This is a genomic window from Bacillus sp. BACIII, from assembly GCF_057836745.1.
Genome location: NZ_CM174437.1, coordinates 2,290,727 through 2,314,915 on the forward strand (window position 1 = coordinate 2,290,727; position 24,189 = coordinate 2,314,915).

At 47.4% G+C, this 24,189-nt stretch carries 17 protein-coding genes; 4 read left to right on the plus strand and 13 right to left on the minus strand.

The window, feature by feature from the left end; all coding sequences use genetic code 11:
* Positions 1-888 precede the first annotated feature (888 nt).
* The 3 genes from rlmD to ACXN9U_RS11075 all read right to left on the minus strand — a co-directional run bounded on the left by rlmD (position 889) and on the right by ACXN9U_RS11075 (position 6,618).
* Positions 889-2,268, minus strand: a complete 1,380-nt coding sequence (rlmD, locus tag ACXN9U_RS11065) for a 23S rRNA (uracil(1939)-C(5))-methyltransferase RlmD (RefSeq protein WP_489201653.1) — start codon at positions 2,266-2,268, stop codon at positions 889-891.
* Positions 2,269-2,410: 142 nt separating this feature from the next.
* Complete coding sequence (locus ACXN9U_RS11070; RefSeq protein ID WP_060963386.1) at positions 2,411-3,322, minus strand: diacylglycerol kinase; 912 nt, start codon at positions 3,320-3,322, stop codon at positions 2,411-2,413.
* Between the two features lie 152 nt (positions 3,323-3,474).
* Complete coding sequence (locus ACXN9U_RS11075) at positions 3,475-6,618, minus strand: efflux RND transporter permease subunit (protein WP_489201654.1); 3,144 nt, start codon at positions 6,616-6,618, stop codon at positions 3,475-3,477.
* Positions 6,619-6,746: 128 nt separating this feature from the next.
* Here ACXN9U_RS11075 and ACXN9U_RS11080 point away from each other — a divergent pair, with 128 nt between their 5' ends.
* A complete protein-coding gene (locus tag ACXN9U_RS11080) occupies positions 6,747-7,595 on the plus strand; it encodes a TetR/AcrR family transcriptional regulator (RefSeq protein WP_060963388.1) in 849 nt (282 codons plus the stop codon).
* A 63-nt stretch (positions 7,596-7,658) separates the two neighbouring features.
* Here ACXN9U_RS11080 and gatB read toward each other — a convergent pair whose 3' ends face one another.
* From gatB to gatC, 3 genes are read right to left on the minus strand one after another with little or no spacing between them, the layout of a single operon-like run.
* Positions 7,659-9,089 carry an Asp-tRNA(Asn)/Glu-tRNA(Gln) amidotransferase subunit GatB gene (gene gatB, locus ACXN9U_RS11085; protein WP_016936997.1) on the minus strand — a complete coding sequence of 477 codons (1,431 nt, stop codon included), beginning with the start codon at positions 9,087-9,089 and terminating at the stop codon, positions 7,659-7,661.
* A 13-nt stretch (positions 9,090-9,102) separates the two neighbouring features.
* Positions 9,103-10,560 carry an Asp-tRNA(Asn)/Glu-tRNA(Gln) amidotransferase subunit GatA gene (gatA, locus tag ACXN9U_RS11090; RefSeq protein ID WP_016936998.1) on the minus strand — a complete coding sequence of 486 codons (1,458 nt, stop codon included), beginning with the start codon at positions 10,558-10,560 and terminating at the stop codon, positions 9,103-9,105.
* Between the two features lie 14 nt (positions 10,561-10,574).
* Positions 10,575-10,865, minus strand: a complete 291-nt coding sequence (gene gatC / locus ACXN9U_RS11095; RefSeq protein WP_003155732.1) for an Asp-tRNA(Asn)/Glu-tRNA(Gln) amidotransferase subunit GatC — start codon at positions 10,863-10,865, stop codon at positions 10,575-10,577.
* Between the two features lie 421 nt (positions 10,866-11,286).
* On the opposite strand from gatC, the gene putP reads away from it, so the two are divergent.
* Both putP and ACXN9U_RS11105 read left to right on the plus strand, forming a co-directional pair.
* Positions 11,287-12,765: a sodium/proline symporter PutP gene (gene putP, locus ACXN9U_RS11100; RefSeq protein ID WP_489201655.1), complete on the plus strand. Its 1,479-nt coding sequence runs from the start codon at positions 11,287-11,289 to the stop codon at positions 12,763-12,765.
* Positions 12,766-12,885: 120 nt separating this feature from the next.
* Complete coding sequence (locus tag ACXN9U_RS11105; RefSeq protein WP_045926645.1) at positions 12,886-13,578, plus strand: MgtC/SapB family protein; 693 nt, start codon at positions 12,886-12,888, stop codon at positions 13,576-13,578.
* A gap of 37 nt (positions 13,579-13,615) precedes the next feature.
* Here the strand turns inward: ACXN9U_RS11105 and ACXN9U_RS11110 are convergent, their stop codons facing one another.
* The 5 genes from ACXN9U_RS11110 to pcrB all read right to left on the minus strand — a co-directional run bounded on the left by ACXN9U_RS11110 (position 13,616) and on the right by pcrB (position 21,054).
* The gene (locus ACXN9U_RS11110) at positions 13,616-14,611 is read right to left on the minus strand and encodes a phosphotransferase enzyme family protein (RefSeq protein WP_489201656.1); all 996 of its coding nucleotides are present in this window, start codon (positions 14,609-14,611) and stop codon (positions 13,616-13,618) included.
* Positions 14,612-14,845: 234 nt separating this feature from the next.
* On the minus strand, positions 14,846-16,042 hold the full coding sequence (locus ACXN9U_RS11115) for a CamS family sex pheromone protein (protein ID WP_016937002.1): 1,197 nt from the start codon (positions 16,040-16,042) through the stop codon (positions 14,846-14,848).
* Positions 16,043-16,057: 15 nt separating this feature from the next.
* On the minus strand, positions 16,058-18,064 hold the full coding sequence (gene ligA / locus ACXN9U_RS11120; RefSeq protein ID WP_489201657.1) for an NAD-dependent DNA ligase LigA: 2,007 nt from the start codon (positions 18,062-18,064) through the stop codon (positions 16,058-16,060).
* A gap of 23 nt (positions 18,065-18,087) precedes the next feature.
* Positions 18,088-20,307, minus strand: a complete 2,220-nt coding sequence (gene pcrA, locus ACXN9U_RS11125) for a DNA helicase PcrA (protein WP_045926642.1) — start codon at positions 20,305-20,307, stop codon at positions 18,088-18,090.
* Between the two features lie 57 nt (positions 20,308-20,364).
* On the minus strand, positions 20,365-21,054 hold the full coding sequence (gene pcrB / locus ACXN9U_RS11130) for a heptaprenylglyceryl phosphate synthase (protein WP_047476393.1): 690 nt from the start codon (positions 21,052-21,054) through the stop codon (positions 20,365-20,367).
* A gap of 195 nt (positions 21,055-21,249) precedes the next feature.
* Between pcrB and ACXN9U_RS11135 the strand changes: the two genes are divergently transcribed.
* Positions 21,250-22,824, plus strand: a complete 1,575-nt coding sequence (locus tag ACXN9U_RS11135; RefSeq protein WP_489201658.1) for an FMN-binding glutamate synthase family protein — start codon at positions 21,250-21,252, stop codon at positions 22,822-22,824.
* Between the two features lie 35 nt (positions 22,825-22,859).
* Here ACXN9U_RS11135 and ACXN9U_RS11140 read toward each other — a convergent pair whose 3' ends face one another.
* Together ACXN9U_RS11140 and ACXN9U_RS11145 are read right to left on the minus strand one after the other, a co-directional pair.
* Complete coding sequence (locus ACXN9U_RS11140) at positions 22,860-23,171, minus strand: YerC/YecD family TrpR-related protein (protein ID WP_003155745.1); 312 nt, start codon at positions 23,169-23,171, stop codon at positions 22,860-22,862.
* A gap of 2 nt (positions 23,172-23,173) precedes the next feature.
* A complete protein-coding gene (locus ACXN9U_RS11145; RefSeq protein ID WP_489201659.1) occupies positions 23,174-24,169 on the minus strand; it encodes a DUF3048 domain-containing protein in 996 nt (331 codons plus the stop codon).
* Between the last annotated feature and the right edge of the window lie 20 nt (positions 24,170-24,189).

Here is a 24,189-nt window from a genome sequence, read left to right on the forward strand (position 1 = left end):
CATTTAATAATTTTTTTCGAATCTACTTTTCATGTAGCTAGATTGAGATAATTTGAGAAGTTTTTAGGATGCTTATCTCATTGTAATAACTGAGCATTTTTTCGCTCATATCACCTATTGACGACCTACTATTCACTGATTCATCAAAATAGATATCATTACCTACTATTATAGGAGTTTGCACAACAAAAAGTAATACCATATAGAAATCTCCCTCTCATTTGCTACTATATGTTTCTTTTTCTTAGTAAGCATCCAAATTTTATGGAGTCTCCCTATAAAGTAAAGGGGTGGGGCACAAAACCCCTTTATCTGATGAGAGGTCAAACGATACAAACATTCTGACTTCTTGAAAAAATCCGCTTATTATACTAACTATTTAGATTATTAAAGAATAATAGAGAAAAATTTATGTATTCAAATTGTGTTACTACACACATCATCAATCCTGAGCGAAATAGTGCCTATTTCTACTCTTAAATATTAATATTAGAAATCAGTTGTGATCACTACAAGTCATTCTAAATGACTTAAAACATCTAGCATCAATTTGGACAATCAGGAAATTTTGCATATCCTTGAAAACAATCTACTCAACAGAAAAAGAAGTCACTCAATTTGTTTATTGACGAAAAAATATCCAAAGCAGATTATGATGGAGTGTCATCGATATCAATAACCACACGTACATTATCAATTCTAAAACCGAGCAATTGAAATCTTCTCTTGAAACCAATATCAATGAAATTAAACAACAGTTAGATGCTTTTATGGAATTTCAAGAATTAACTCAAGAAATACTTCATCGCTTTCTTGAGTTAATTCTTGAAATAAAAGCAGATGAAGTTCGAGAATTTTTTTATTCGATTCTCGAACCCACCTGCTTCCTTATTTAATTAATTCCAGCACAGCCACACACTCCACATGATTCGTATGCGGGAACATATCCACGGGCTGCACTTCGAGCATCGCATACCCGCCATCCTCAAGCACCCGCAGGTCTCTTGCAAGCGTTCCTGGGTTGCAGGACACGTACACCACCCGCTTCGGTTTCATGTCGATGATTGTCCGCAGGAGGGCTTCGTCGCAGCCTTTTCTTGGCGGGTCGACGACGAGGGTGTCGGCCGTGATGCCTTCTTCGTACCACTTTGGAATGACGGTTTCTGCTTCTCCGACTGCAAATTCCGCGTTTGTGATGCCGTTCAGCTCAGCGTTGCGTTTTGCATCCTCGATGGCTTCCGGCACGATTTCGACGCCGTACACTTTTTTCGCCTGCTTCGCCAAGAAGAGAGAAATCGTTCCGATGCCGCAGTAGGCGTCGATGACGGTTTCTTCCCCTTGAAGCTCCGCGTACTCAAGCGCTTTGTCGTAGAGCACTTTCGTTTGCTCTGGATTAACCTGATAGAACGATCTGGCGGAGATGGCGAATTTGACGTCTCCGATGAGGTCGTAGATGTATTCTTCGCCCCAGATGACGTTTGTTTCGTCCCCAAAAATCACGTTTGTTTTATTTGGGTTGATGTTTTGCACGATGGATTTAACGTGCGGGAATTGCGCCGTAATGTCTTCGATGATCTTCGCTTTGTGCGGGAAGTCGTTTGTTCTTGTGATGAAGACGATCATCATTTCGCCCGTGACGACGCCGTATCTGACCATGATATGGCGGAGCCAGCCTTTGTGGCGTTCTTCGTTGTAGGCTTTGACACCGTAGTTTGCGCAGATGTCCTTGACGGCTTGGACGGCTTCGTCGTTTTTGGATTGCTGAATCAGGCAGGCGCTCATGTCGATGATGTCATGGCTTCTTTGCTGATAAAAGCCGGCGACGAGTCCGCTTTCTCTTTCACCAACAGGCACCTGTGCTTTGTTTCTGTAGTTCCACGGGTCTTCCATGCCGAGCGTCGGGTGCACGGTGACTTTAGAGAGATCCAGCTTGCCGATCCGTTCTAAGACGTCTTTGACTTGTTTCTGTTTAAATAATAGCTGGCCTTCATAGGTCATGTGCTGAAGCTGGCAGCCGCCGCATTGCTTGTAGATTGGGCACGGAGCATCCGTTCTGTGCGGGCTTTCTTCCTTCAGCTCAATCAAGCGGCCGAAAGCGAAGCCTTTTTTGACGCGTGTCACTTTGATTTGCGCTTTTTCCTCAGGCAGGGCGTTCGGCACGAAGATCGGGAAGCCCTCAACCTTTGCGACGCCCGCTCCTTCGTGCGTCAAATCCTCAAATGTCACGTCATAGTATTCATTTTTTTCTACCGGGGGTTTCATTTTCATCTATAATCACCTCTAGTTTTACCAATAGCCTTGTTTCAGCGTGCTGGCAAACCTTCAAATTCAGGCCTTCAAAGGTTTCCGATCACGCTGAAAAGATGACAAAATCCTAAAACGAATACTGTTTTAGGATTTTGTCCGCGTATTAATCATCCAGCTGTTCCGCTTTCTCCTTCGGCATGATGACATGAATATGCCGATACAGATTCACGAATTCGCCGGGCAGCATGCCGCCGTATTCGCCGTCCAGGTTCAGCTGCATCTTTTCTGATACATTGACTTTCACACGGTTCGCTTTTGTGTAGATAATGTGCTGATCGTTAATATGATCGCCTCTGAGCGCCATGCTCGCGACTCTGATAAACTCCGCGAGATTGGCTTTTTTCAAAATAATTAAATCAAACATGCCGTCATTCAGGCTGGAATCAGGGGCCAGCTTCTCGAATCCGCCGACCGAGTTGGTCAGCGTCACTAAAAACAGCATAATTTCGCCTTGAAACAGCTTGCCGTCATATTCAATCTCGACTTCTGTCGGTCGAAGTGAAGGCAGCATTTCCATTCCCTTTAAATAATAAGCAAGCTGGCCGAGCATTGTTTTCAGTTTGCTCGGCACATCATACGTCAGCTCCGTCAGACGGCCTCCGCCGGCGATGTTGATGAAGTACTGACCGTTCACCTGACCGATGTCGATCGGGCGGGCTGCGCCGTTAATGACGGTATCAGCGGCATTCAGTATACTCTCTCTCGGAATGCCCAGCGCTCTGGCGAAGTCATTTGTCGTGCCGACCGGAATGATGCCGAGTGTCGGGCGTTTGTCTAACGGCGCAAGGCCGTTGACGACTTCATTAATCGTTCCGTCTCCGCCGGCTGCGATAATCAGGTCAAACTCCCGCAAAGCGGCTTCTTTTGCGGCGTGAGTGGCATCCCCCGCGCATGTGGTGGCATGGGTGGAGGTTTCATAACCGGCTTGTTCAAATTTTTGCAGGACCTGGGCAAGATTTTTCTTAAAAAGCTCCCGTCCTGAAGTCGGATTGTATATTATGCGTGCACGTTTCATTATCTCATCATCCTACTTAAGAGTATCCGATCCATTATTAACACTAACAACCTTTAATTATACTATGACTTGAGAAAATCGCAACAATATGTACAGGAATTGCCAGAAGAAAAAAGGCCTCGGCTCCTTTTAAGGAGCCAAGGCCCGCTGTCTTACTCTTCTTCTGTTCCTGGTTTTTTCTTACGGAATTTCGCCAATACTTCATATACGATCGGCACAATCAGAAGGGTAAGCAGAGTCGAACTGATTAAACCGCCGATAACGGTGACACCGAGTCCTTTAGAAATGACCTGGCTTCCGCCTTCAAAGCCCAATGCCAATGGAAGCAGGGCGCCGATTGTCGCGATCGCCGTCATCAGAATCGGACGCAATCTCGTAGAGCCGGCTTCAAGGAGCGCTTCTCTCGTCGATAAGCCTTCCGCTTCTTTATGAATGACGCGGTCAATTAAGACAATCGCGTTTGTAACGACGATTCCGATCAGCATCAGCATACCGATCATGGCATTCAGACTGATCGTCTCTCCGGATACATACAGTCCGGCTAATGCGCCGATGATTGTAAACGGCAGCGAGAACAGAATCGCAAACGGCGCTAATGCTCCGCCGAACGTGATCACAAGTACGAGGTATACGATGGCGATTGCGGCAAGCATCGCTAAACCGAGTTTCGTAAAGGAATCAGCAATATCGGCTGATACACCGCCGGTATCAATGGAGACATTGTCCGGCTTATCCAGTTTGTCTACTTTCTTTTGAACGGCTGATGACACCTTCGTGATGTTGTCAGAAGTGACGGTTGCCGTTACATCAGCGTACACTTTGCCATCGCGTCTGGAAATGGTATCAGATGTCGTGCCGTTTTTCACTTTCGCCACATCGCCGATTTTTACTTCTTGGCCTGCAGGCGACGTGATGGTTTTATCCTCTAATTCTTTTACACTCTTATACTGGTCTTTTTCTGTTTTGATGTTTACGTCAAGCTCTTTGCCGTCTTTTTTCACCGTTGTCAAAGGAGACTGTGACGTTTGCGGCATCAAGGCTTGGGAGATTTGCGAAGCCGTCAGGCCCAGCTTGCTGAGCTTCTCCTGGTCAGCGGTGAACGTGTACTCATCATATGTGCTTGAAAGGCCTGAGTTGACGTCTTTCAGATCCTTCTGCTTTTTCATGATGCCTTCGATGTCTTTGACCGTGCCTTTAATATCAGACTCTGAATCTCCGTACACATAGTACGTTAATTCGTTGTTGTTGCCTGACGAGCTGAAATTTTGTGATTTCCATTCGCCGCGGCTGGATGTTTTTTTGACTTCTTTTAAGACATTGTCTTTTTCTTTGTCAAAATCAGGCGTGTCATCCTCGTATTTCACGTAGAACAATGCCCCGTTTGAGCTTCCGCCGAGCGGGCTTTGCGAGCCTAATGAATACTGGACGGTATCGACATGTTTGCGTTTAAGCAGCATGTCTTCCGCTTTTTGCGCAGCTTTTTCAGCTTCGCTTTTCGTTTCGCCCGGTTCAGGCGTGTATGTGAGCTGCATTGTTTTGTCCGCTTGCGCAGGCAGGTAGCTCGCGCCGATCAGAGGTACGAGGAACAAACTGCCGGCAAGCATCAGAACCGCGATAATAGATGTAATCCATTTATGGCTTAATGACCAATTCAGCACTTTTTTATAGAAATCGGCCAATCTGCCCGGCTTATGCTCTTTCGCTTTAACAGGCGCGCCTGTGAGCGATTTTTTGAATAAACTGTGCGCAAGCATCGGCACCAGGGTGATGGAAATCAACAATGATGCGGCAAGCGCGAAAACGATTGTTAGGGCAAACGGCATAAACAGTTCGCCGATCTGTCCGCCGACCATGGCAAGCGGCAGGAATACGGCAATGGTTACGATCGTTGATGACATGATCGGTTTAAACATTTCTTTTGTCGCTTCACGCACCAATTGCTTCCCGCGTAAAGGCTCATCTTTCAGCCTCATGCGGCGGTAAATGTTTTCGATAACGACAATGGAATCATCGACTACCCGTCCGATAGCGACCGTCATCGCGCCGAGTGTCATAATGTTCAATGTGACATCGAGCTGATTCAGCACCAGAAGCGCAATCAGCAGTGACAGAGGGATGGAAACGATAGAAATCATCGTTGATTTAATATCTCTTAAGAATAAGAGAATAATCACGACCGCAAAAATCGCGCCGAAAATCGCTTTGCTTAACATCGTCTCCACTGACTCTGTAATCGGCTTTGCCATATCAAGAGTCGAGCTGTACTTGAACCCTTTGTGGTCTTTTTTGTATTGATTCAGTTCATCTTTAATCGCATCGGCCACTTCCACCGTGTTGGCGTCATTGGCCTTTACGATATTAATTCCGATGCTGTCCTTTCCGTTCGTGCGGGAAATGGATTCAGCTTTTTTCACATCTTTAATGTCGGCAATGTCAGAAAGCTTGACTGTCGGCACCCCTGCTGATGCGCTTTGCTGTGCCTGCTGCGCAGCCTGAGCGTCCGCCGCGGATGCCGCACCAGCTCCGCCCGCTTGACCTTGAGCGGCAGAAGAAGATGTGACCGGAATTCTCATATCTTTCAGATCTTTAATTGACGTAATATTTCCGTTAACGACAACTGATTTTTCTTTGTTGCCGAACGTGTACAATCCAAGCGGCGTATTGACGTCAGAGCCTTGGATCACTTTCTTGACGGTATCTTCATCAAGTCCGTACTCTTTCATTTTTTTGTCTTTGAAAGAGAATTCCACCTGCTCTTCCTGCTGTCCGGAAACTTGCACGGACGCAACGCCCTGGATGCCTTTGAGCTTAGGAACGAGAGTGTTTTCCACATTTTTGGTCAGATCTTCAAGCGAGCTTTTGCCGCTTGTCACACTGAGCGTCAAAATCGGGAAAGAGTTGATGCTGTAACGGGAAATGTCAGGTTTTTTCGCGTCGTCAGGAAGGCTGACACTGTCCAGCGCTTCAGCGACTTCAGTTTTCGCCTTGTCCATATCCTTGCTGTAATCATATTCAATCGTAACCGATGAGACGTTTTCAGAGGATGTGGACGATACGACGCTCACTCCTTCTAAATTCTGCACCGCCTGCTCAATTGGTTTCGTCACGTCATCCGCAACTTGACTCGGAGCAGCTCCGGGATAAGTCGTATTTACTGAAAGGTAAGGCATGTTGACGTCCGGTATGGATTCCTGTTTCATATTCAGACCGGCATACAGCCCTGCTACAGTAACGATAATCGTCATCAGCCAAACTGCGAATTTGTTCTTCAGTACAAAGTTAATAATGTGGTTCATCATGTCCTCCGTTATTTTTTATTGACTGACTGGTCATTCTATATAATACTAAACGGTATAACTCAACATCGTCAACTAATAAGGCAGTAAATTTTTCTAAATTTTTCAGGATTAAGGGGAAGCACGTCATGAACGAAAAAAAAGAGAAAATCATAAAAACAGGCATCCATTTATTTGCCAAAAAAGGGTTTTCTTCAACAACCATTCAGGAAATCGCCGGTGAATGCGGAATTTCAAAAGGAGCCTTCTATCTCCATTTCAAATCAAAAGAAGACCTTTTGCTGTCCGCATGTGAGTATTACATCGGCATGTCTATGGAAGAAATAAAGAAGATCAAAACAGAACATCAGCATAAACCGCCTAAGGACGTATTCCAAAAACAAATCGCATATCAATTCCAGGAATTTATGGAGCATAAGGACTTTATCATTCTCTTGCTGAGCGAAAAGGTCATCCCAGAAAATCAAAAGGTAAAACAATACTTTCATGAGGCGAATATTCAATTTAACATGCTGTACCGGGATGCTTTGCTTTCCGTTTACGGAGATGCCGTCATACCGTTTTTAGCGGACGCATCCGTTATGGCCCAAGGAATTGTGAGCTCTTATATTCATTTCTTGATTTTCAATGAAAATACGGCATTCCGGACGGAAAACGTGGCCCCCTTTCTGATCGCCAGGATCGATGATCTGATTACCGGACTGATAAAAGACAATCCTGATCCGCTTTTGCCTGAGGATATTTTCACTCAGCCCGCGGCGGACAGAAAGAGACTGCTCGCGGATATTCAAATGGCAAAAGCTCAGCAGGGGCTGCCTGAGGACGTTCTCGTTTCGCTGGAAGTCATTGAAGAAGAAAGCGCAAAGGAAGAGCCGCGAAAACCGATTATTAAAGGTATGCTGTCTAATTTGGCAGGCAGCGGAAATAAACAGATTGAAACGCTGCGTGCTTCCATTGAAACCTATTTCAGCTTATAAAAAAAAGAGACCGGCGCATACCGGTCTCCGTGTCAGCAGCGCCTTTACAGGCGGCTGCTTTTTTTATCGTTTTTTGATTTCTTCAAGTAAGATTTTGTTGACCATCGGCGGGTTGGCCTGTCCTTTTGAGGCTTTCATAATCTGCCCGACAAGGAAGCCGATCGCGCGGTCTTTTCCGTTTTTGAAGTCTTCAATTGACTGCGGGTTGCTGTCAAGCGCATCTGTCACAAGCTTCAGAAGCACGCTTTCGTCAGAAATCTGCACGAGGCCTTTTTCTTTGACGATTTTTTCAGCGTCTCCGCCTTTTTCAATTAATTCTTTGAAGACTTTCTTCGCGATTTTAGACGAAATGGTCCCTTTTTCAATCAGCTTAATCATGCCGGCAAGGCCTTCAGGCGTCAGTGCGACATCCTCAAGCTCTTTTTGTTCGGCGTTCAGGTAAGCTGACACTTCACCCATCAGCCAGTTTGATGCCTGCTTGGCTTCTGCGCCTTTATTGACCGTTTCTTCGAAGAAATCAGCCATTTCTTTCGTCAGCGTCAGAACCATTGCGTCATAAGCCGGCAGGCCGAGCTCTTCGATATAACGTTTGCGGCGCTCATCCGGAAGCTCAGGAATGGTTGCTCTTACGCGTTCTTTCCATTCGTCATCAATGTAGAGCTCGACAAGGTCAGGCTCTGGGAAATAACGATAGTCATCCGAACCTTCTTTGATACGCATCAAAATGGTTTTTTTCGTCGCTTCATCGTAGCGGCGCGTCTCCTGCTGAATGACGCCTCCTGACAGAAGCACCTGCTCCTGGCGTTTTTCTTCATGCTCAAGGCCTTTTTGCACGAATGCGAAGGAGTTCAGGTTTTTCAGCTCCGTTTTTGTGCCGAATTTCTCCTGGCCGATCGGACGGAGAGAAATGTTGGCGTCACAGCGCAGTGAACCTTCTTCCATTTTACAGTCAGACACGCCTGTGTATTGGATAATTGATTTCAGCTTTTCGAGATATGCGTAAGCTTCCTCCGGTGTACGGATATCCGGCTCAGATACAATCTCGACAAGTGGCGTGCCCTGGCGGTTGAAGTCAACGAGGGAATAGCCGTCGCCCGTATGCGTCAGTTTTCCCGCATCTTCTTCAAGGTGAAGACGGGTAATGCCGATTTTTTTCGTTTTTCCGCCGACTTCGATTTCGATCCAGCCGTTTTCGCCGATCGGCTTGTCAAATTGAGAAATTTGATATGCCTTCGGGTTGTCCGGGTAGAAATAGTTTTTCCGGTCAAACTTCGTATCCGTTGCGATTTCGCAGTTCAAAGCCATTGCGGCTTTCATCGCGAATTCGACCGCTTCTTTGTTTAAAACGGGCAGCACGCCGGGATACCCAAGGTCAATGACGCTCGTTTGGGTATTGGCTTCCGCTCCGAATGGCGTCGGTGAGCTTGAGAAAATTTTAGATTTTGTTTTTAATTCCACATGGACTTCAAGTCCGATTACCGTTTCAAAGTTCACTTCATTTCACCCCTTACAGTTCAGGTTTCGCTTTATGATGATCTGTTGCCTGCTCAAAAGCATGAGCGACGCGGTATACAGTGCCTTCATCGAAGTGTTTTCCGATGATTTGCAGTCCGAGCGGCAGTCCGTCCGCAAATCCGCACGGCACGCTGATTCCCGGCACACCCGCGAGATTGACAGGGATCGTTAAAATATCGTTGGCGTACATTGTGAGCGGATCGCTGGTTTTTTCGCCGATTTTGAAAGCCGGTGTCGGCGTTGTCGGTCCGACGATGACATCGTATTTCTCAAAGACGTCTTCAAAATCTTTTTTAATGAGCGTGCGCACTTTTTGCGCTTTTTTGTAATACGCGTCATAGTAGCCTGAGCTGAGCGCGAAGGTGCCGAGCATGATGCGGCGCTTCACTTCGTTGCCGAAGCCTTCAGAGCGTGTCTGTTTATAAAGGTCGATCAGGTTGTCCGCATTGTCTGAGCGGTATCCGTAGCGGATGCCGTCAAAGCGCGCAAGGTTCGCAGACGCTTCTGAAGATGACAGCAGATAATACGTCGCAAGCGCGTATTTGCTGTGCGGCAGAGATACTTCTTCCCATGTCGCTCCAAGGTCTTCAAGCACTTTTAAAGCGGCTAAAACCGATTCTTTCGCTTCTTTGCCGACGCCTTCCCCGAGGTATTCTTTCGGCACGGCGATTTTTAAGCCTTTAATGTCGCCAGTTAATGAAGAAAGAAAGTCCGGCACTTCGACATTGGCGCTCGTAGAGTCCATTTTGTCCGCGCCTGAAATCGCCTGAAGCAGGAATGCGTTATCTTCTACGTTTCTTGTGATCGGTCCGATCTGGTCTAATGAAGATGCAAAAGCGACCAAACCGTAACGTGACACGCGTCCGTATGTAGGTTTTAATCCGACGACGCCGCAGAAAGAAGCCGGCTGACGGATGGAGCCGCCGGTATCAGATCCGAGTGAAAACGGCACTTCGCCGGCCGCAACCGCAGCTGCGGAACCGCCGCTTGATCCGCCGGGAACCGTATCAAGATTCCAAGGGTTTTTCGTCGCTTTGTACGCGGAGTTTTCAGTAGAAGAACCCATCGCGAACTCGTCCATATTCAGCTTTCCGATCGTGACGGCTTCAGCGGCCTGAAGGCGCTCTACTACCGTCGCATCGTAAATCGGATCGAAGTTTTCGAGGATTTTGCTTGAGCATGTTGTGCGAAGCCCTTTTGTCACGATGTTGTCTTTGACGCCGATCGGCATTCCGAAAAGAAGACCGTGTTCAGACCGGCCGTCAACCGCTTCGTCAAGCTCTTTCGCGTAAGCGCGGGCTCTTTCTTCGTCAAGCTGCAAAAACGCCTGCACCTTATCATCCACGGATGCGATCCGTTTGTAAGATTCGTCAACAAGATCGGAAATCTTGATGTCTTTATTATGTATCATTTGTTTCAGTTCTGTGATTTTGTGATCAAATAATGACATACTGTCTCCCTCCTTTAATCCAGAATAGATGGCACACGGACATAGCCGTCTTTATGATCGGGAGCATTCTTCATGACATCCTCGACCGGAAGGCCTTTACCCGCTTCATCTTCTCTCATTACGTTTTTCATTTTCAGCACGTGTGTTGTCGGTTCCACGTTATCCGTGTCCACTTCATTAAGCTCCTCGGCAAACGAGATAATGCTGTCAAGCTGTTCTGTGAACATTTCAGCTTCTTCATCTGTAATGGCGAGTCTCGCCAAATGAGCGACATGTTTTACTTCTTCTATAGAAATTCGTGACATAAGATCCACCTCCGCATAATTCTCCGTTTCGTCATATAATACTGATCATATCAAAAACGAGCCCTCTAAAGCAACAAAACGCCGCCTCCTGAGGCATGATGAAACCCTCTCTATTTTATCCTAAATCGGGGAGAAAGAGAAACGAATTATATGTCAGAAAATTTTTACTTTTATAATTTATTGGTAGCGTTTTCATCTTTAAGCTGTTCTATGTTGCCGGGGATTTTTTCCTTGAATGGGCCAGGTTTCGAGAGTTGATTGATCGGGGATACTTTGTTAGGTTTAGTAACCATAGCCTGCACAAAATCATGCATTCGGCATGTCATGATAACTAAAGGCTTGCCGCCGGCGCAAAAGTCCGGCACTACTAATCTGCAGAGGTGATGCAACATTTACTTAAAAGAAGAGAGGGTCCAGAAACGTGAGTATTGAATTAATTATATCTCTTGGCATTTACTTTGCCGCCATGCTGTTAATCGGCTGGTACGCATTCAGAAAGACAACGAATATTAATGATTACATGCTGGGCGGAAGAGGACTCGGCCCGTTCGTAACGGCGCTGTCCGCAGGTGCGGCGGACATGAGCGCATGGATGCTGATGGGAGTTCCCGGCGCAATGTTCGCAACGGGATTATCGACCTTATGGCTGGCGCTCGGTTTGACGATCGGCGCATATTCAAATTATCTGCTGCTTGCTCCGAGGCTGCGCGCCTATACGGAAGTTGCGGATGATGCAATTACGATTCCCGATTTCTTCGATAAACGGTTCCGCCATTCGTCATCATTGCTGAAAATTGTTTCCGCCGTGATTATTATGATCTTTTTCACACTGTACACATCGTCCGGAATGGTATCCGGAGGCAGGTTATTTGAATCGGCATTCGGCGCCGACTACAAATTCGGTTTGTTTTTAACGGCCGGTGTTGTTGTGCTTTACACGCTGTTTGGCGGTTTCCTTGCTGTCAGTCTGACTGACTTCGTACAGGGAGCGATCATGTTTGCGGCATTAGTGCTTGTGCCGATCGTTGCTTTTACCCAGCTCGGGAGCGTTTCAACGACGATTGATTCGATCAACGCCGTAAACCCGAAACTATTGGATATCTTTAAAGGCGCGAGCGTCATTAGCATTATTTCTTACTTGGCATGGGGACTCGGCTATTACGGCCAGCCTCATATCATCGTACGATTTATGGCGATTAAAGAAGTGAAGGATTTAAAACCCGCCCGCAGAATCGGGATGAGCTGGATGGTTATTTCAGTTATCGGTTCACTGCTGACCGGGATTATCGGGGTTGCGTATTCTCATCACTTCGGGGTCTCCGTAAAAGATCCGGAAACGATTTTCATTATTTTTTCTAAAATCTTGTTCCATCCGCTGATTACGGGCTTCCTGCTGTCCGCGATTTTAGCGGCGATTATGAGTTCTATCTCCTCACAGCTTCTCGTAACGGCAAGCGCCATTACAGAAGATTTATACCGCGCCTTTTTCAGACGGGAAGCGAGCGATAAAGAATTGGTCATGACCGGACGCTTGTCGGTATTCATCGTGGCCGTGATCGCCATCCTGCTTTCCATGAATCCGAACAGCACCATTCTTGATCTGGTCGGATATGCGTGGGCAGGCTTCGGTTCGGCCATCGGTCCGGCGCTCCTTCTCAGTCTGTACTGGAAACGGATGAATGAATGGGGAGCGCTTGCGGCGATGATTACCGGAGCTGCGGCCGTTCTAATCTGGATTACGACGGGGCTTGCCGCTTCAACCGGCATATACGAAATCATTCCGGGGTTCTTCCTCAGTCTGATTGCCGGTATTGCCGTCAGTCTGCTGACCAAAAAACCGGCCGATGCTTCTTATCAGCTGTTCAGCCGGATGGAAGCTCTTTTGAAAAAGAAGAAATAGACAAAAAGCCGTCAGATTTTATCCCTGACGGCTTTTTTCTTCCGCACTTGTCCTGCTATAAATACTGTGAGAAAATCATATCAATTTACTATAAGAAAAACTGCGGAGGTGCTGTGCAAATTGAGCTGGCCTATCGATCCGGACATTTTATTAAAACTGGGCATTGCCACGCTGATCGGGATGATCATCGGTCTTGAGCGCGAGCTGAAAAATAAACCGCTCGGACTGAAAACCTGTATCGTCATCGCCGTCAGCTCCTGTATGCTGACGATCGTCAGCATTAATGCGGCCTATCATTTTCCGAAATATTACCGTATTATGATGGATCCGCTCCGTCTTCCCGCCCAAATCATTTCCGGCGTCGGCTTTATCGGTGCGGGCGTGATTCTGCGTAAAAGCAATGACGTCATTTCCGGCCTGACGACATCGGCTATCATCTGGGGTGCAGCCGGACTGGGTCTGGCCACAGGCGCCGGCTTTTATAAGGAGGCGTTCGCAAGCCTCTTGTTTATCCTGATCAGCGTCGAGTTTCTTCCATGGCTGATCAGAAAAATCGGCCCCAACCGCTTGAAGGAGAAAGATATCCGCGTGAGGATGTCTCTTTCCGACAAAGACAAAATGACCGAGATTTTAAAGGAAATGAAAAGCAAACAGCTCCGCATTCACTCCGTCCGGATAGATGATCTGCATGAAAAAGAATTTCCGATTATGGAAGTGAAAATCAGCGTTCATAAAAACCGCTACACCACGGACGTGTATTATGATATTAAAGAAATTCAGGGTGTCGTCGGAGTGAAATGCGATACGTTATAAAAAAACGCCGGACTGATGTCAGCCGGCGTTTTTCTATTTATACGAATGCAGAAAAATGATATTCAGTAATCGGTGTTTCGTTTTCAATATCGCGTCTGAAGCCTTTCAGCATCTCAAGCTCTTCATCTCCGAGTGAGTCTAGGTCAAACGCCTGATGCAATAATCCGTAGATCAGCATATGGCGCAGCCGGAGGAAATCCGGGATTTTTTCAAGCCATACGGGATCAAGGTCATTTTCTTCCCTGTAGCCTTTCATAAAGTGTGTCATGAATTCACCCGTAAACGCGGCCTTGTCTTCATACGGGATGACCGGATACCACAACATGTTGTACAACAAAATACTGATATCATTCACAAACCAATTGTAGCCGATATCATCAAAATCAAAGGCAGTAATTTTTCCGTTGTCCCAGTTGAAATTGCCATGGTGCAAATCGGCGTGCACCAGGCCGTAGCTTTCCGGGTTCTTCGGCAACTTCCGCAGTTCTTCCATTAAAGCATCCGCCCGCTCAAATACGAGATGCTGATCTGCGGGCACGTATTTTCTCAGCTTCAGCTGCTCCTCTTCGTCCCATTCCTGTCTTTTATATTTCGGGTCGCTCAGACGGTAGCTTTTCGTCAGCCGATGCATGTTCCCCGTATACTTGCCAAGCTCATAAAACAGAGTTCCGTTCCAGTCTGATTCTTCTACTTTATGGCCCGGCGCTTTTTCATAGACTCTTAATAAAAACGCTCCGCCTTTTCCATCCGGCACTTCTTCGACATCTCTGCCATTTAATGAAGGAATTGGTTTTGCTGCTGAAAGCCCTCCCTTTGTGAGATGATGAAGCCATTCCATTTCTCCCAGAATATATTCCGGTGTTCTGCGGATCGTATGCGTAATTTTCAAGATATAAGGTTCGTTATCTTTCACAATTTCATATACGTAGTTCTCTGCGTCTGCGATAAATTGAAATTTGGTAAAGCCGTATATTTCACCGGCTTTAGCGAGCACCTTATCTTCCTCAAAAACCGCTTTAATATCTTTATGCATGCTGATTCACCCTCTTCATATCTTGTGGCAGTGACATGTGTACTCAGCATAAGTCATTCATCAACATCCCGCCCTTCTTTTTGTTCCTAACAGATTAGTAACATCCGCCTATAAACAAAAAAGTTTTTCCTGTTAATCCCTATTTATACAAATATCATAACATACGTCACTTCTCTCACCAACGATATATACAAGAAAACCCTTGCTCATCAAGAAATGAACAAGGGCGCTTAATTAATCGTAAATATGGACGGTCGGTTCTTTGTCACCCGCATTGCGGACGATCAGCGCTTCCTGGCCGTCTGATGAGGTGATATTGATTTCAACATCGACTGAGCCTTTTGAATAATAATCCATGAGCTCACCTGTTAAGTATTGGGTAAAGGCGATGACTTCGCTTTTACCGTAAAATTGCATCGGAATTTCTATTTTCATTTTTCTCATTTCATCATTTTCGTACATCGCCGTTCCGACTACTCCGGTGTAGTTCGGGAAGTAGCTGTCGATCGCGTTTTTGAAGCGTTTAAACACTTCGGAATCGTCAGGGTATTTCTTTGCCGTGTCTGTATCCGCCGGATAGAACACGTATTTTTCTTTGACATCATCCCAGTTTGAAATGGTGGATGAGCCGGCTTTGACTTCTGTTTTTGCAATGTAATTTCCCGGTACGATTGATGTTTTCGGCGCTTGTTTATAAAGGGCGACGGTAATCGGCACATTTTTCAGGTTATCCATTTTCCGGAGACGGTTAACGACTTCCTGGGCGATTTCTTCACCGTGGCTGCGGATCGTTTTGTCGCTGAGCTCTACTTCCTGCTGCGGATCACCGGTTTTTTCGCGGTAATAGTAAACAGAGTTGAGAGCGAGACCGATCATGACACCGCCAAGCTGGATGGAATTTTTATCTTTTCTTACTAAGTAATCCTGTTCAAGCATAGACGCTAAGTAAATCGGGCTGTTTTCGTTTTTCTCTTTTGCCGATCCCGAACTTGGCAGCACCGGGTTTAAACCGAGATTCTGAAAATTGGCGTCTGCCTTTTTCGCCTTTTTCAGATCACTGCCTTCTTTTTTACGGTCAAGCCAGCTGAGTACCGTATCCTCATCTAAATACTGGCCTTCCTGATACAAATAATCATCCGTCGGGAACGTGTCTTGGGCGAGCCGCATCAGCCCCGTCTCGAATTCGTCGATGTCCAGCCTCGTATTCAGCCGGTCCGCGGTCAGGCCGCGCGCTTTTCCAGCCTTAAACGGAAGCACCATCTTATAGTAGGAATCAGAGATATTATATTTCGGTATGATCGCTTTTTCAGAAGACTTTGCGGTTTTCTGCGTGATCTCTTCCTCTTTTTTTCCTCCGAAACTCGGCGAACAGGCTGACAGCATCAATACTGCCGCGGTCGCCGTCGCCGCCAATGCCAACATCTTTTTCAATAGAAAACACTCCTCTTATTTCTTTAGCTCTCCCAATAGCTGTGCTTCATTCCATACTTCAATGTTTAATTCCTGCGCTTTTTCCAGCTTGCTTCCGGCCGCTTCTCCGGCGATCACCAAGTCTGTTTTTTTGCTGACAGATCCCGTCAGCTTTCCGCCGAGCGCTTCGATCTGCGCTTTGGCTTCATTTCTGGACAGCTCTTCAAGCTTTCCGGTTAACACGATGGTTTTTCCGGCAAAATAAGAGTCGCTGTCCTCCGCTTTTACTTTTTTCGGGCCTTTATAGAGTGTGTTCACACCGAGCTCTTCCAGTTCATTCAAAAGCTCAAGCATTTCTTCTTTTCGGAAGTAGGTGATGACGGCATCAGCCATCTTTTCACCGATTTCGTCTACTGCAAGCAGCTCTTCCTCTGTGGCTTGTTTCAGATTTTCCAGGCTTTCAAAATGCATGGCCAGTGTTTTGGCCGCTTTTGAACCGATAAAACGGATGCCGAGACCGAACAGCAGCCGTTCCAGCGAATTCTCTTTCGACTTTTGGATGGAGCTGATCAGATTGTCAGTTGATTTTTCCCCCATCCGCTCAAGCCGGATGACCTGTTCTTTTGTCAACTTATATAAATCAGCGACATTACGTACGAGATGTTCACGGAAAAGCTGTGTGATGACACGTTCTCCGAGGCCGTCAATATTCATCGCGTTGCGTGAGACAAAATGAATCAGGCCTTCTCTGATTTGCGCCGGGCATTCCGGGTTGATACAGCGCAGCGCGACCTCTCCTTCAATGCGGACAAGTTCGCTTCCGCACTCAGGGCAGCCGGTCGGCATATTGAATTCTTTTTCTTCTCCGGTCCGCTGTTCAACTAAGACATTGACGACCTCAGGGATGATATCGCCCGCTTTTTTGACGACCACTTTATCGAGAATGCGGATATCCTTCTCTTTAATTAAATCTTCGTTATGAAGGGATGCTCTTGAGACCGTCGTCCCCGCGACTTTTATCGGCTCCAGGACTGCAGTCGGCGTAATGACGCCCGTTCTTCCGACATTCAGTTCGATATCAAGCAGTTTTGTCACGACTTCTTCTGCCGGGAATTTATAAGCAATCGCCCAGCGCGGGCTTTTTGCCGTATACCCGAGCTCTTCCTGCTGATCGAGCGAATCCACCTTGATAACGATTCCGTCAATTTCATACGGGAGATCGGCCCGCTTCGCCTGCAGCTCTTCGATCATTTCAATCACTTCATCTATCGTGGCGCATTTTTTCCGTTCCTGGTTTGTTTTAAAACCGAGCTCATCCAGAAAATCCAGGCCTTGACTCTGTGTTTCCACACCCATTTCGTCAAGCTCCGCTATACTGTAGACGAAGATGTCAAGATTTCGTTTCGCTGCAATTTTCGGATCGAGCTGCCGGAGTGAGCCCGCAGCCGCATTCCGGGGATTGGCAAACGGCTCTTCTTCATGTTTCAGCCGTTCTTCGTTGAGTGCTTCGAATGACTGTTTCGGCATGTACGCCTCTCCGCGCACTTCTATGGAGAGGTTCCGTTTCATTTTCAGCGGAATGTTTCGGATCGTTTTTAAGTTTTCCGTAATATCTTCGCCCGTCGTTCCGTCTCCTCTTGTCGCGCCTCTGACGAAATAGCCGTCTTCATAACGGAGAGAAACAGCAAGACCGTCTATTTTCAGCTCCACATTGTAAGCGACGCCGTCGCCGACAGCCTGACGGACGCGGCGGTCAAAATCGCGAAGATCGTCATCGTTAAATGCGTTGCCGAGACTGAGCATCGGCGTGCCGTGCTGCACCTTTTGAAACGACTCAAGCACCGCTCCTCCGACCCGCTGTGTGGGCGAATCAGGCGTTCTGAGCTCCGGGTGCTCTTCTTCTATGGCCATCAGCTCCTGCATCAGTCTGTCGTACTCGGAATCCGGCACGCTCGGTTCATCTAGGGTGTAGTATTCGTAACTGTACTGATCGATGGTGCGGCGCAATTCTTCTGCCCGGTGTTTCGCTGTTTCTTTGTCCATCATGTTCTTCCTTTCTCTTCAGGTTACTGCTTTTCAATCGGGGCAAAGGCGGCCAGCAGACGTTTCACGCCGACTGGGCTCGGGAATGCGATATCAAGCTCTGTGCTTTCGCCTTCTCCTTTTACGCTGACAACCGTTCCGGTGCCCCATTTTTTATGGCCCGCTTTATCGCCGACCGCCCAGCTGAGCGAGTCGCCGCCTGTTTTGTTCGCGTAGGAAACAGGACGGGATACGGGCCCGCGTTTCGGCTGCATTTTTCTTCCCGGCTGCATGCGCGGGGTTTTCTTCTCATTTAGGTTCTCCAATAAATCGTCAGGTATTTCCCTGATAAAGCGGGATTCCGGATTCATATTGGTGCGCCCGAACAAGGTGCGCATTTTGGCATTCGTTAAGTACAGTTCTTCTTCCGCCCTCGTAATGCCTACATATGCGAGCCTGCGCTCTTCTTCCATCTCGGCTTCTTCCATCAGGGAGCGGCTGTGCGGGAATACGCCTTCCTCCATGCCCATTAAGAACACGACAGGAAATTCAAGCCCCTTAGCGGCGTGCAGCGTCATTAACGTGACGGCATCCTTTCCGCCCGATTCCTCTTCCTTCTGGTCGAGCTGGTCAATATCCGCAATCAGCGCCAGGTCGGTCAGAAACGCGACGAGAGACTTGTCTTCGCTTTTTTGTTCGAAGTTTTTCGTGACAGAAAGAAACTCGTCGATATTTTCAAGACGGCTCTGGGCCTCAATAGACTTTTCAGCCTTCAGCATTTCTCTGTATTCCGTTTTATCGAGAATTTCTTCCGTGAGTTCCGTAATGGACAGGTAATCCTGCATATTCGTCAGATTTTCAATCATCGCGCCAAAGCCGTCAAGCGCGTTTGCCGCTTTCGCGCTGACGCCGATGAAATCAATCTGTTTGATCGCCTGGAACATTGACATGCCGTTCATCGCCGCGTATGAAGCGATTTTTTCAAGCGAAGTGGCGCCGACGCCCCGTTTCGGCACATTGACGATCCGCGTAAAACTGATGTCATCGTCCGGGTTTGACACAAGGCGCAGATACGCGAGAATGTCTTTAATTTCTTTTCTGTCGTAGAACTTGGTTCCGCCGACGATATTGTAGTTCAGACCGGCTTTTAAAAGGGTTTCCTCGATAACGCGCGACTGGGCGTTTGTCCGGTATAAAATCGCGATATCGGAAAGCTTCCGCCGGCCTGAGCTGTTCAGCTCATAAATTTTGCCCGCGACGAATTGGCCTTCGCCGAATTCATTGTCGCCGCTGTAATAAGCAAGCTTGACGCCTTCGTCATTCTCCGTCCACAGATTTTTCGGCTTGCGGTTTGAGTTGTTTTTGATCACTTCGTTGGCCGCCTGCAGAATCCGCTTTGTTGAGCGGTAGTTTTGTTCGAGCAGAATCACGTTTGCGCTCGGATAATCTTTTTCAAAGGAAAGGATATTCGCGATATCCGCCCCGCGCCATCTGTAAATGGACTGGTCGGAGTCACCGACGACGCAGATATTTTCAAGACGGGCCGCAAGCTGCTTAACGAGCAGGTATTGCGCTCTGTTCGTATCCTGATACTCGTCTACGTGAATGTACTGGAATTTGCGCTGATAAAACTCAAGCACTTCCGGCACACGCTCGAAAAGCTTGATCGTCGTCATGATTAAATCATCAAAATCGAGCGATTGGTTTTTCAGCAGTTTTTTCTGATAATCGGTATACACGTCACTCGTGACCTGATCGTAGTAGCCGCCGGCCGTTTTTGCGAATTCCTCAGGTTCGATCAGCTCGTTTTTTGCGCTGCTGATCGAGCCTAAAATACTTCTCGGATCAAACTTTTTCGGGTCGATATTCCGCTCTTTCAGAATCCCTTTAATAACGGAAAGCTGATCAGCCGTATCAAGAATGGAGAAGTTTCGGTTGATGCCGATTCTGTCAATGTCCCTGCGCAGAATCCGCACGCACATGCTGTGGAAGGTGGATATCCAGATTTCATCCGCGCCGGGGCCGAGAATGCTCTCCACCCGCTCCTTCATTTCTCTGGCGGCTTTATTTGTAAATGTAATCGCCAGAATGTTCCACGGCGCCACGTGCTTTTCCGCCATTAAGTACGCGATTCTGTGCGTCAGCACCCGTGTTTTTCCGCTTCCCGCACCTGCCATCAGAAGCAGCGGACCGTCCGTCGTCTTGACCGCTTCCTGCTGAACGGGATTTAATCCGCTTAATAATTGATTGCTAATGTAATTCATATCCGTTCACCGCCTATCAAACATATGTTCTATCATAAATCAAATTCGTCCGCTTAGCTACTTTGTCTTTACAGCCGCCACCGTTTTGAGCGCCTGGTCAAAATCTTCATATACGGCATTTCCCACAACGATGACATCGGCATGACGGCCGAACCGTTCCGCCGTTTCCGCGTCTTTAATGCCGCCGCCGTAAAACAGGACGGACTTGTCCAGCACAGCCTTCGTTTTCTCCACTGTTTCTATGTCCGCCAGCATCCCGCTGTATTCCAGATAAAAAATCGGGAGATGAAGCAAATTCTCCGCGACCCGCGCATAGGCGAGAATATCTTCTGTTTCTATATGTGTATCCGCCTCCGTCAAAGCGGCCGCCTTACAATCAGGATTGACGATGCAATAGCCCTCGGTCACGATTTCCTCCATTGACATGAGCTCGCCGTATTCTTTCATCGCCTGGTGGTGCATGCCGACAATCCAGTCCGCATTTTTGCTGTTAAGCACACTCGGAATGAAATAAAGATCAAACCCGGGCACAATGGAATCAATCGTTGACACCTCAAGTACGCACGGCACTAAAAACCGCCGCACCTTTGACATCAGCCTCAGCACATTGTCCTCGGTGACATTGTCGCTTCCTCCGATCACAATGGCGTCAGTCCCTGATTCACAAAGCCGTTCCAGCTGTTCATCCGGTAAATCTTTATTCGGATCGAGTTTAAAAACGTGCTTCCACTCGTTAACATCGTACATGCGTTTTCGTTCCTCCATTCGTTTCTTGCCATTTAAACATTATAACAAATTCATTTGGCCCGGAAAAACGGAAAAAGACGTCATTCACCTGATTCACAAAAAAAGATTGCGCTCCGCCTGCTGGGATACGCCTATGTTTCAAAAAAGACAAAATGTGGAATGTCAAAGAGAAAAAAGGCAAGGAGTCTGATTTCAATGGAACAAGCCATTATCATACTGATTTGTATATTAATTTTGATTATTTTAGTTCCCGCCGCATTGTTTCTTTGGATATACATAAGAGACGAAAAGCAGGAAGAGCATTCAGTGCTGCGCAATTATCCCGCAGCGGGAAAGCTGCGTTATATATTTGAAAAAATCGGACCTGAGCTGCGGCAGTATTTGTTCAGCAATGATAACGAAGAGCAGCCGTTTTCCCGGAGAGAATATGAACAGACAGTCATGTCGGGAAAGTATAAAAGCAGAATGATGGGCTTCGGATCAGAACGGGATTTCGATCAGCCGGGCTATTATATCCGTAACGCCCTCTTCCCGAAACAAAGGGAAGAGCTGCGCACAGATCAGACGCCGAAGATCGAGACGATGGTATACAAAATTGACAAGGACAATCTGCTGAAGCGCAACGAGCACCGTGAAAAAGCGAAAGCAGACCCTTATTACCTGCATCCGGACGATGTGCAAATAATCGGACGTGACACATGCAAAAAGCCGTTTTATGTAAAAGGATTAATCGGACAATCAGCGATGAGCTACGGCTCACTTGGCGACCGGGCAATTACCGCCCTGTCAAAAGGGCTGCACCAAGCCGGAGGCACATGGATGAATACAGGCGAAGGCGGCCTGTCAGAGTATCACCTGAAAGGAGGCGCGGATATTATTTGCCAAATCGGCCCGGGGCTGTTCGGCGTCCGCACCGAAGAAGGAGAATTTTCATGGGAAGAATTTAAGAAAAAAAGCCGTCTCAAGCAGATTAAAGCCTTTGAATTAAAGCTTGCCCAAGGGGCGAAAGCAAGAGGCGGGCATATTGACGGCTCAAAGGTGACCGAAGAAATTGCCGCCATCAGGAATGTGCAGCCCGGACAATCCATTGACAGTCCCAACCGCTTCAACGAGTTCTCAAATGTTCCGGACATGCTTGATTTCATTGAGAAATTAAGGACTGTCGGTGAAAAACCGGTCGGCATTAAAATTGTCCCCGGCAGCCGCAAAGACCTTGAAGACCTTATTTCCTGCATGAGTTCATCAGGCAAACATCCCGACTTTATTACGATTGACGGCAGTGAAGGGGGAACCGGGGCTTCTTTCCATGAGCTGGCGGATTCCGTCGGCCTGCCGATTCTGACCGGCCTCCCCCTAGTTGACGGCCTTTTGAAGACATACGGTATAAGAGATAAGCTGAAAATTTTCGCATCCGGAAAGCTGCTCACTCCGGATAAGATTGCCGTCGCCCTCGCGTTAGGCGCGGATTTTGTCAATATTGCCCGGGGAATGATGTTTTCAGTCGGCTGTATCCGCGCTCAAGTATGCCACACCAACCATTGTCCTGTCGGTGTAGCGACAACCGATCCGAAGCTTCAGCGCGCGCTCAGTATCGAAGACAAACAGCACCGCGTCTGCAACTACGTGCTTTCCCTGCGTGAAGGGCTGTTTCACCTTGCCGCGGCGGCGGGCATCAGCTCGCCGATTCATTTCTCAGCTGAACACATCGTATACCGGGAGGAAGACGGAAGCCTGAGGGAACTTCCCAGCCTTATGGATCAGCACGCATAAAAAAAACCGCCTGCCGTCACCGGCAGGTCGGTTTTTTACGTTGCTGAGGAGGATTCTCCTTTGTTTACACGGTCAAGCGCCATTTCATAGGCGTCATTTCCGTAATTTAAGCAGCGCTTCACTCGGGAAATCGTCGCTGTGGAAGCACCCGTTTCGCTTTCAATTTTGTGGTACGTATTTCCTTCGCGGAGCATTCTTGCCACTTCCAAACGCTGCGCCAGCGATTGAATTTCATTAATCGTACAAAGATCGTCAAAGAAACGATAGCATTCCTCCAGATCTTTCAGCGATAAAATAGATAAAAATAACTGGTCCAGTTCTTTTCCGCGTAATTTATCGATTTGCATCGTCAAACACCTTCTCCTTTACTAATGGAAGCTGCATCGAGATCAGGAACGATATTAATCCATGTCTTTCCCGGCACAAACGGAAGAATCTCACCGCCTTTAACAGGCAGAATACGGCCGTCTTTGTATTCCCAGTCTGACTCAATAACATCGCCGTGCTGAATCAGGAGGCCTTTCCCTCCTGATTGAATATCGATGGCCCGCCTTCCATCTTTGTCTGTCATGCGATGGCCGGCTTCAACAATAAAAATGTTGCGCATGGCTAAAGGCTTTCCGGTCTCCCGGTCTGTCGCTTTCACACCATCAGAGCTTCTTGTATAAGTATCAGCTTTTTTATCATAATCGTATTCGACAAGATTTGTAACGTTTTGTGTTCCATAATCTATCCGAATATTGTAGGTTTCGTTTCCGGGTTTTGCTTCTGATGTCTGAAATGGAAGCGGTTTTGTTTTTCCGTTCAGCTTGTATCCTTTTTGTTCCGCCGCCTTTTTGATATTGTCATAAGACGTGTAGGAATTGTGGGGCGGCTTGCTGAAATCGGCCCGCCAAAACAGGCTTCCGTCAAAATCCAAACCGTTTATATAATCGTAAGCACCGGACTCCAGTTGCTTTTTAGCGCCGGGACTCCAGCCATGATGGATAAATATGCTGTTAAACCCGCTGCTGAGGGTGACAAAGTATTCCCTCGCGCTCCGCACAGGCCCGACCATTTCCGGCATCTCACTCTGAAAAATCGCGAGAAACCGCGTAATCCTGCCTTCCGCAAGCGCTTCGATGACAACATCCGCCTTTGACAGCCCGGATTGGGGCCTCGCCTTCGGATGATTGTTCACTATCACTGCAATCGGACGGCGTTCTGCAAGTTTCCGGTCAGTTTTTAACCCCGTTAAAGGAGCTTCCGCCTCTTTCGGCTTCACCTGATCGGCATCATTCTGCCGGCAGGCGGCAAGCAGCAAAAACGCAAAACAAAGCATACAAACGGTTTTCCATCTTTTCATATGTCGGCTCCCTGCTTTTA

Coding starts and splice junctions, on each gene's coding strand:
- rlmD (WP_489201653.1), bottom strand. CDS start 2,268: ATGAAAATGAAACCCCCGGTAGAAAAAAATGAATACTATGACGTGACA.
- ACXN9U_RS11070 (WP_060963386.1), bottom strand. CDS start 3,322: ATGAAACGTGCACGCATAATATACAATCCGACTTCAGGACGGGAGCTT.
- ACXN9U_RS11075 (WP_489201654.1), bottom strand. CDS start 6,618: ATGAACCACATTATTAACTTTGTACTGAAGAACAAATTCGCAGTTTGG.
- ACXN9U_RS11080 (WP_060963388.1), top strand. CDS start 6,747: ATGAACGAAAAAAAAGAGAAAATCATAAAAACAGGCATCCATTTATTT.
- gatA (WP_016936998.1), bottom strand. CDS start 10,560: ATGTCATTATTTGATCACAAAATCACAGAACTGAAACAAATGATACAT.
- gatC (WP_003155732.1), bottom strand. CDS start 10,865: ATGTCACGAATTTCTATAGAAGAAGTAAAACATGTCGCTCATTTGGCG.
- ACXN9U_RS11110 (WP_489201656.1), bottom strand. CDS start 14,611: ATGCATAAAGATATTAAAGCGGTTTTTGAGGAAGATAAGGTGCTCGCT.
- ligA (WP_489201657.1), bottom strand. CDS start 18,064: ATGGACAAAGAAACAGCGAAACACCGGGCAGAAGAATTGCGCCGCACC.
- pcrA (WP_045926642.1), bottom strand. CDS start 20,307: ATGAATTACATTAGCAATCAATTATTAAGCGGATTAAATCCCGTTCAG.
- pcrB (WP_047476393.1), bottom strand. CDS start 21,054: ATGTACGATGTTAACGAGTGGAAGCACGTTTTTAAACTCGATCCGAAT.
- ACXN9U_RS11135 (WP_489201658.1), top strand. CDS start 21,250: ATGGAACAAGCCATTATCATACTGATTTGTATATTAATTTTGATTATT.
- ACXN9U_RS11140 (WP_003155745.1), bottom strand. CDS start 23,171: ATGCAAATCGATAAATTACGCGGAAAAGAACTGGACCAGTTATTTTTA.
- ACXN9U_RS11145 (WP_489201659.1), bottom strand. CDS start 24,169: ATGAAAAGATGGAAAACCGTTTGTATGCTTTGTTTTGCGTTTTTGCTG.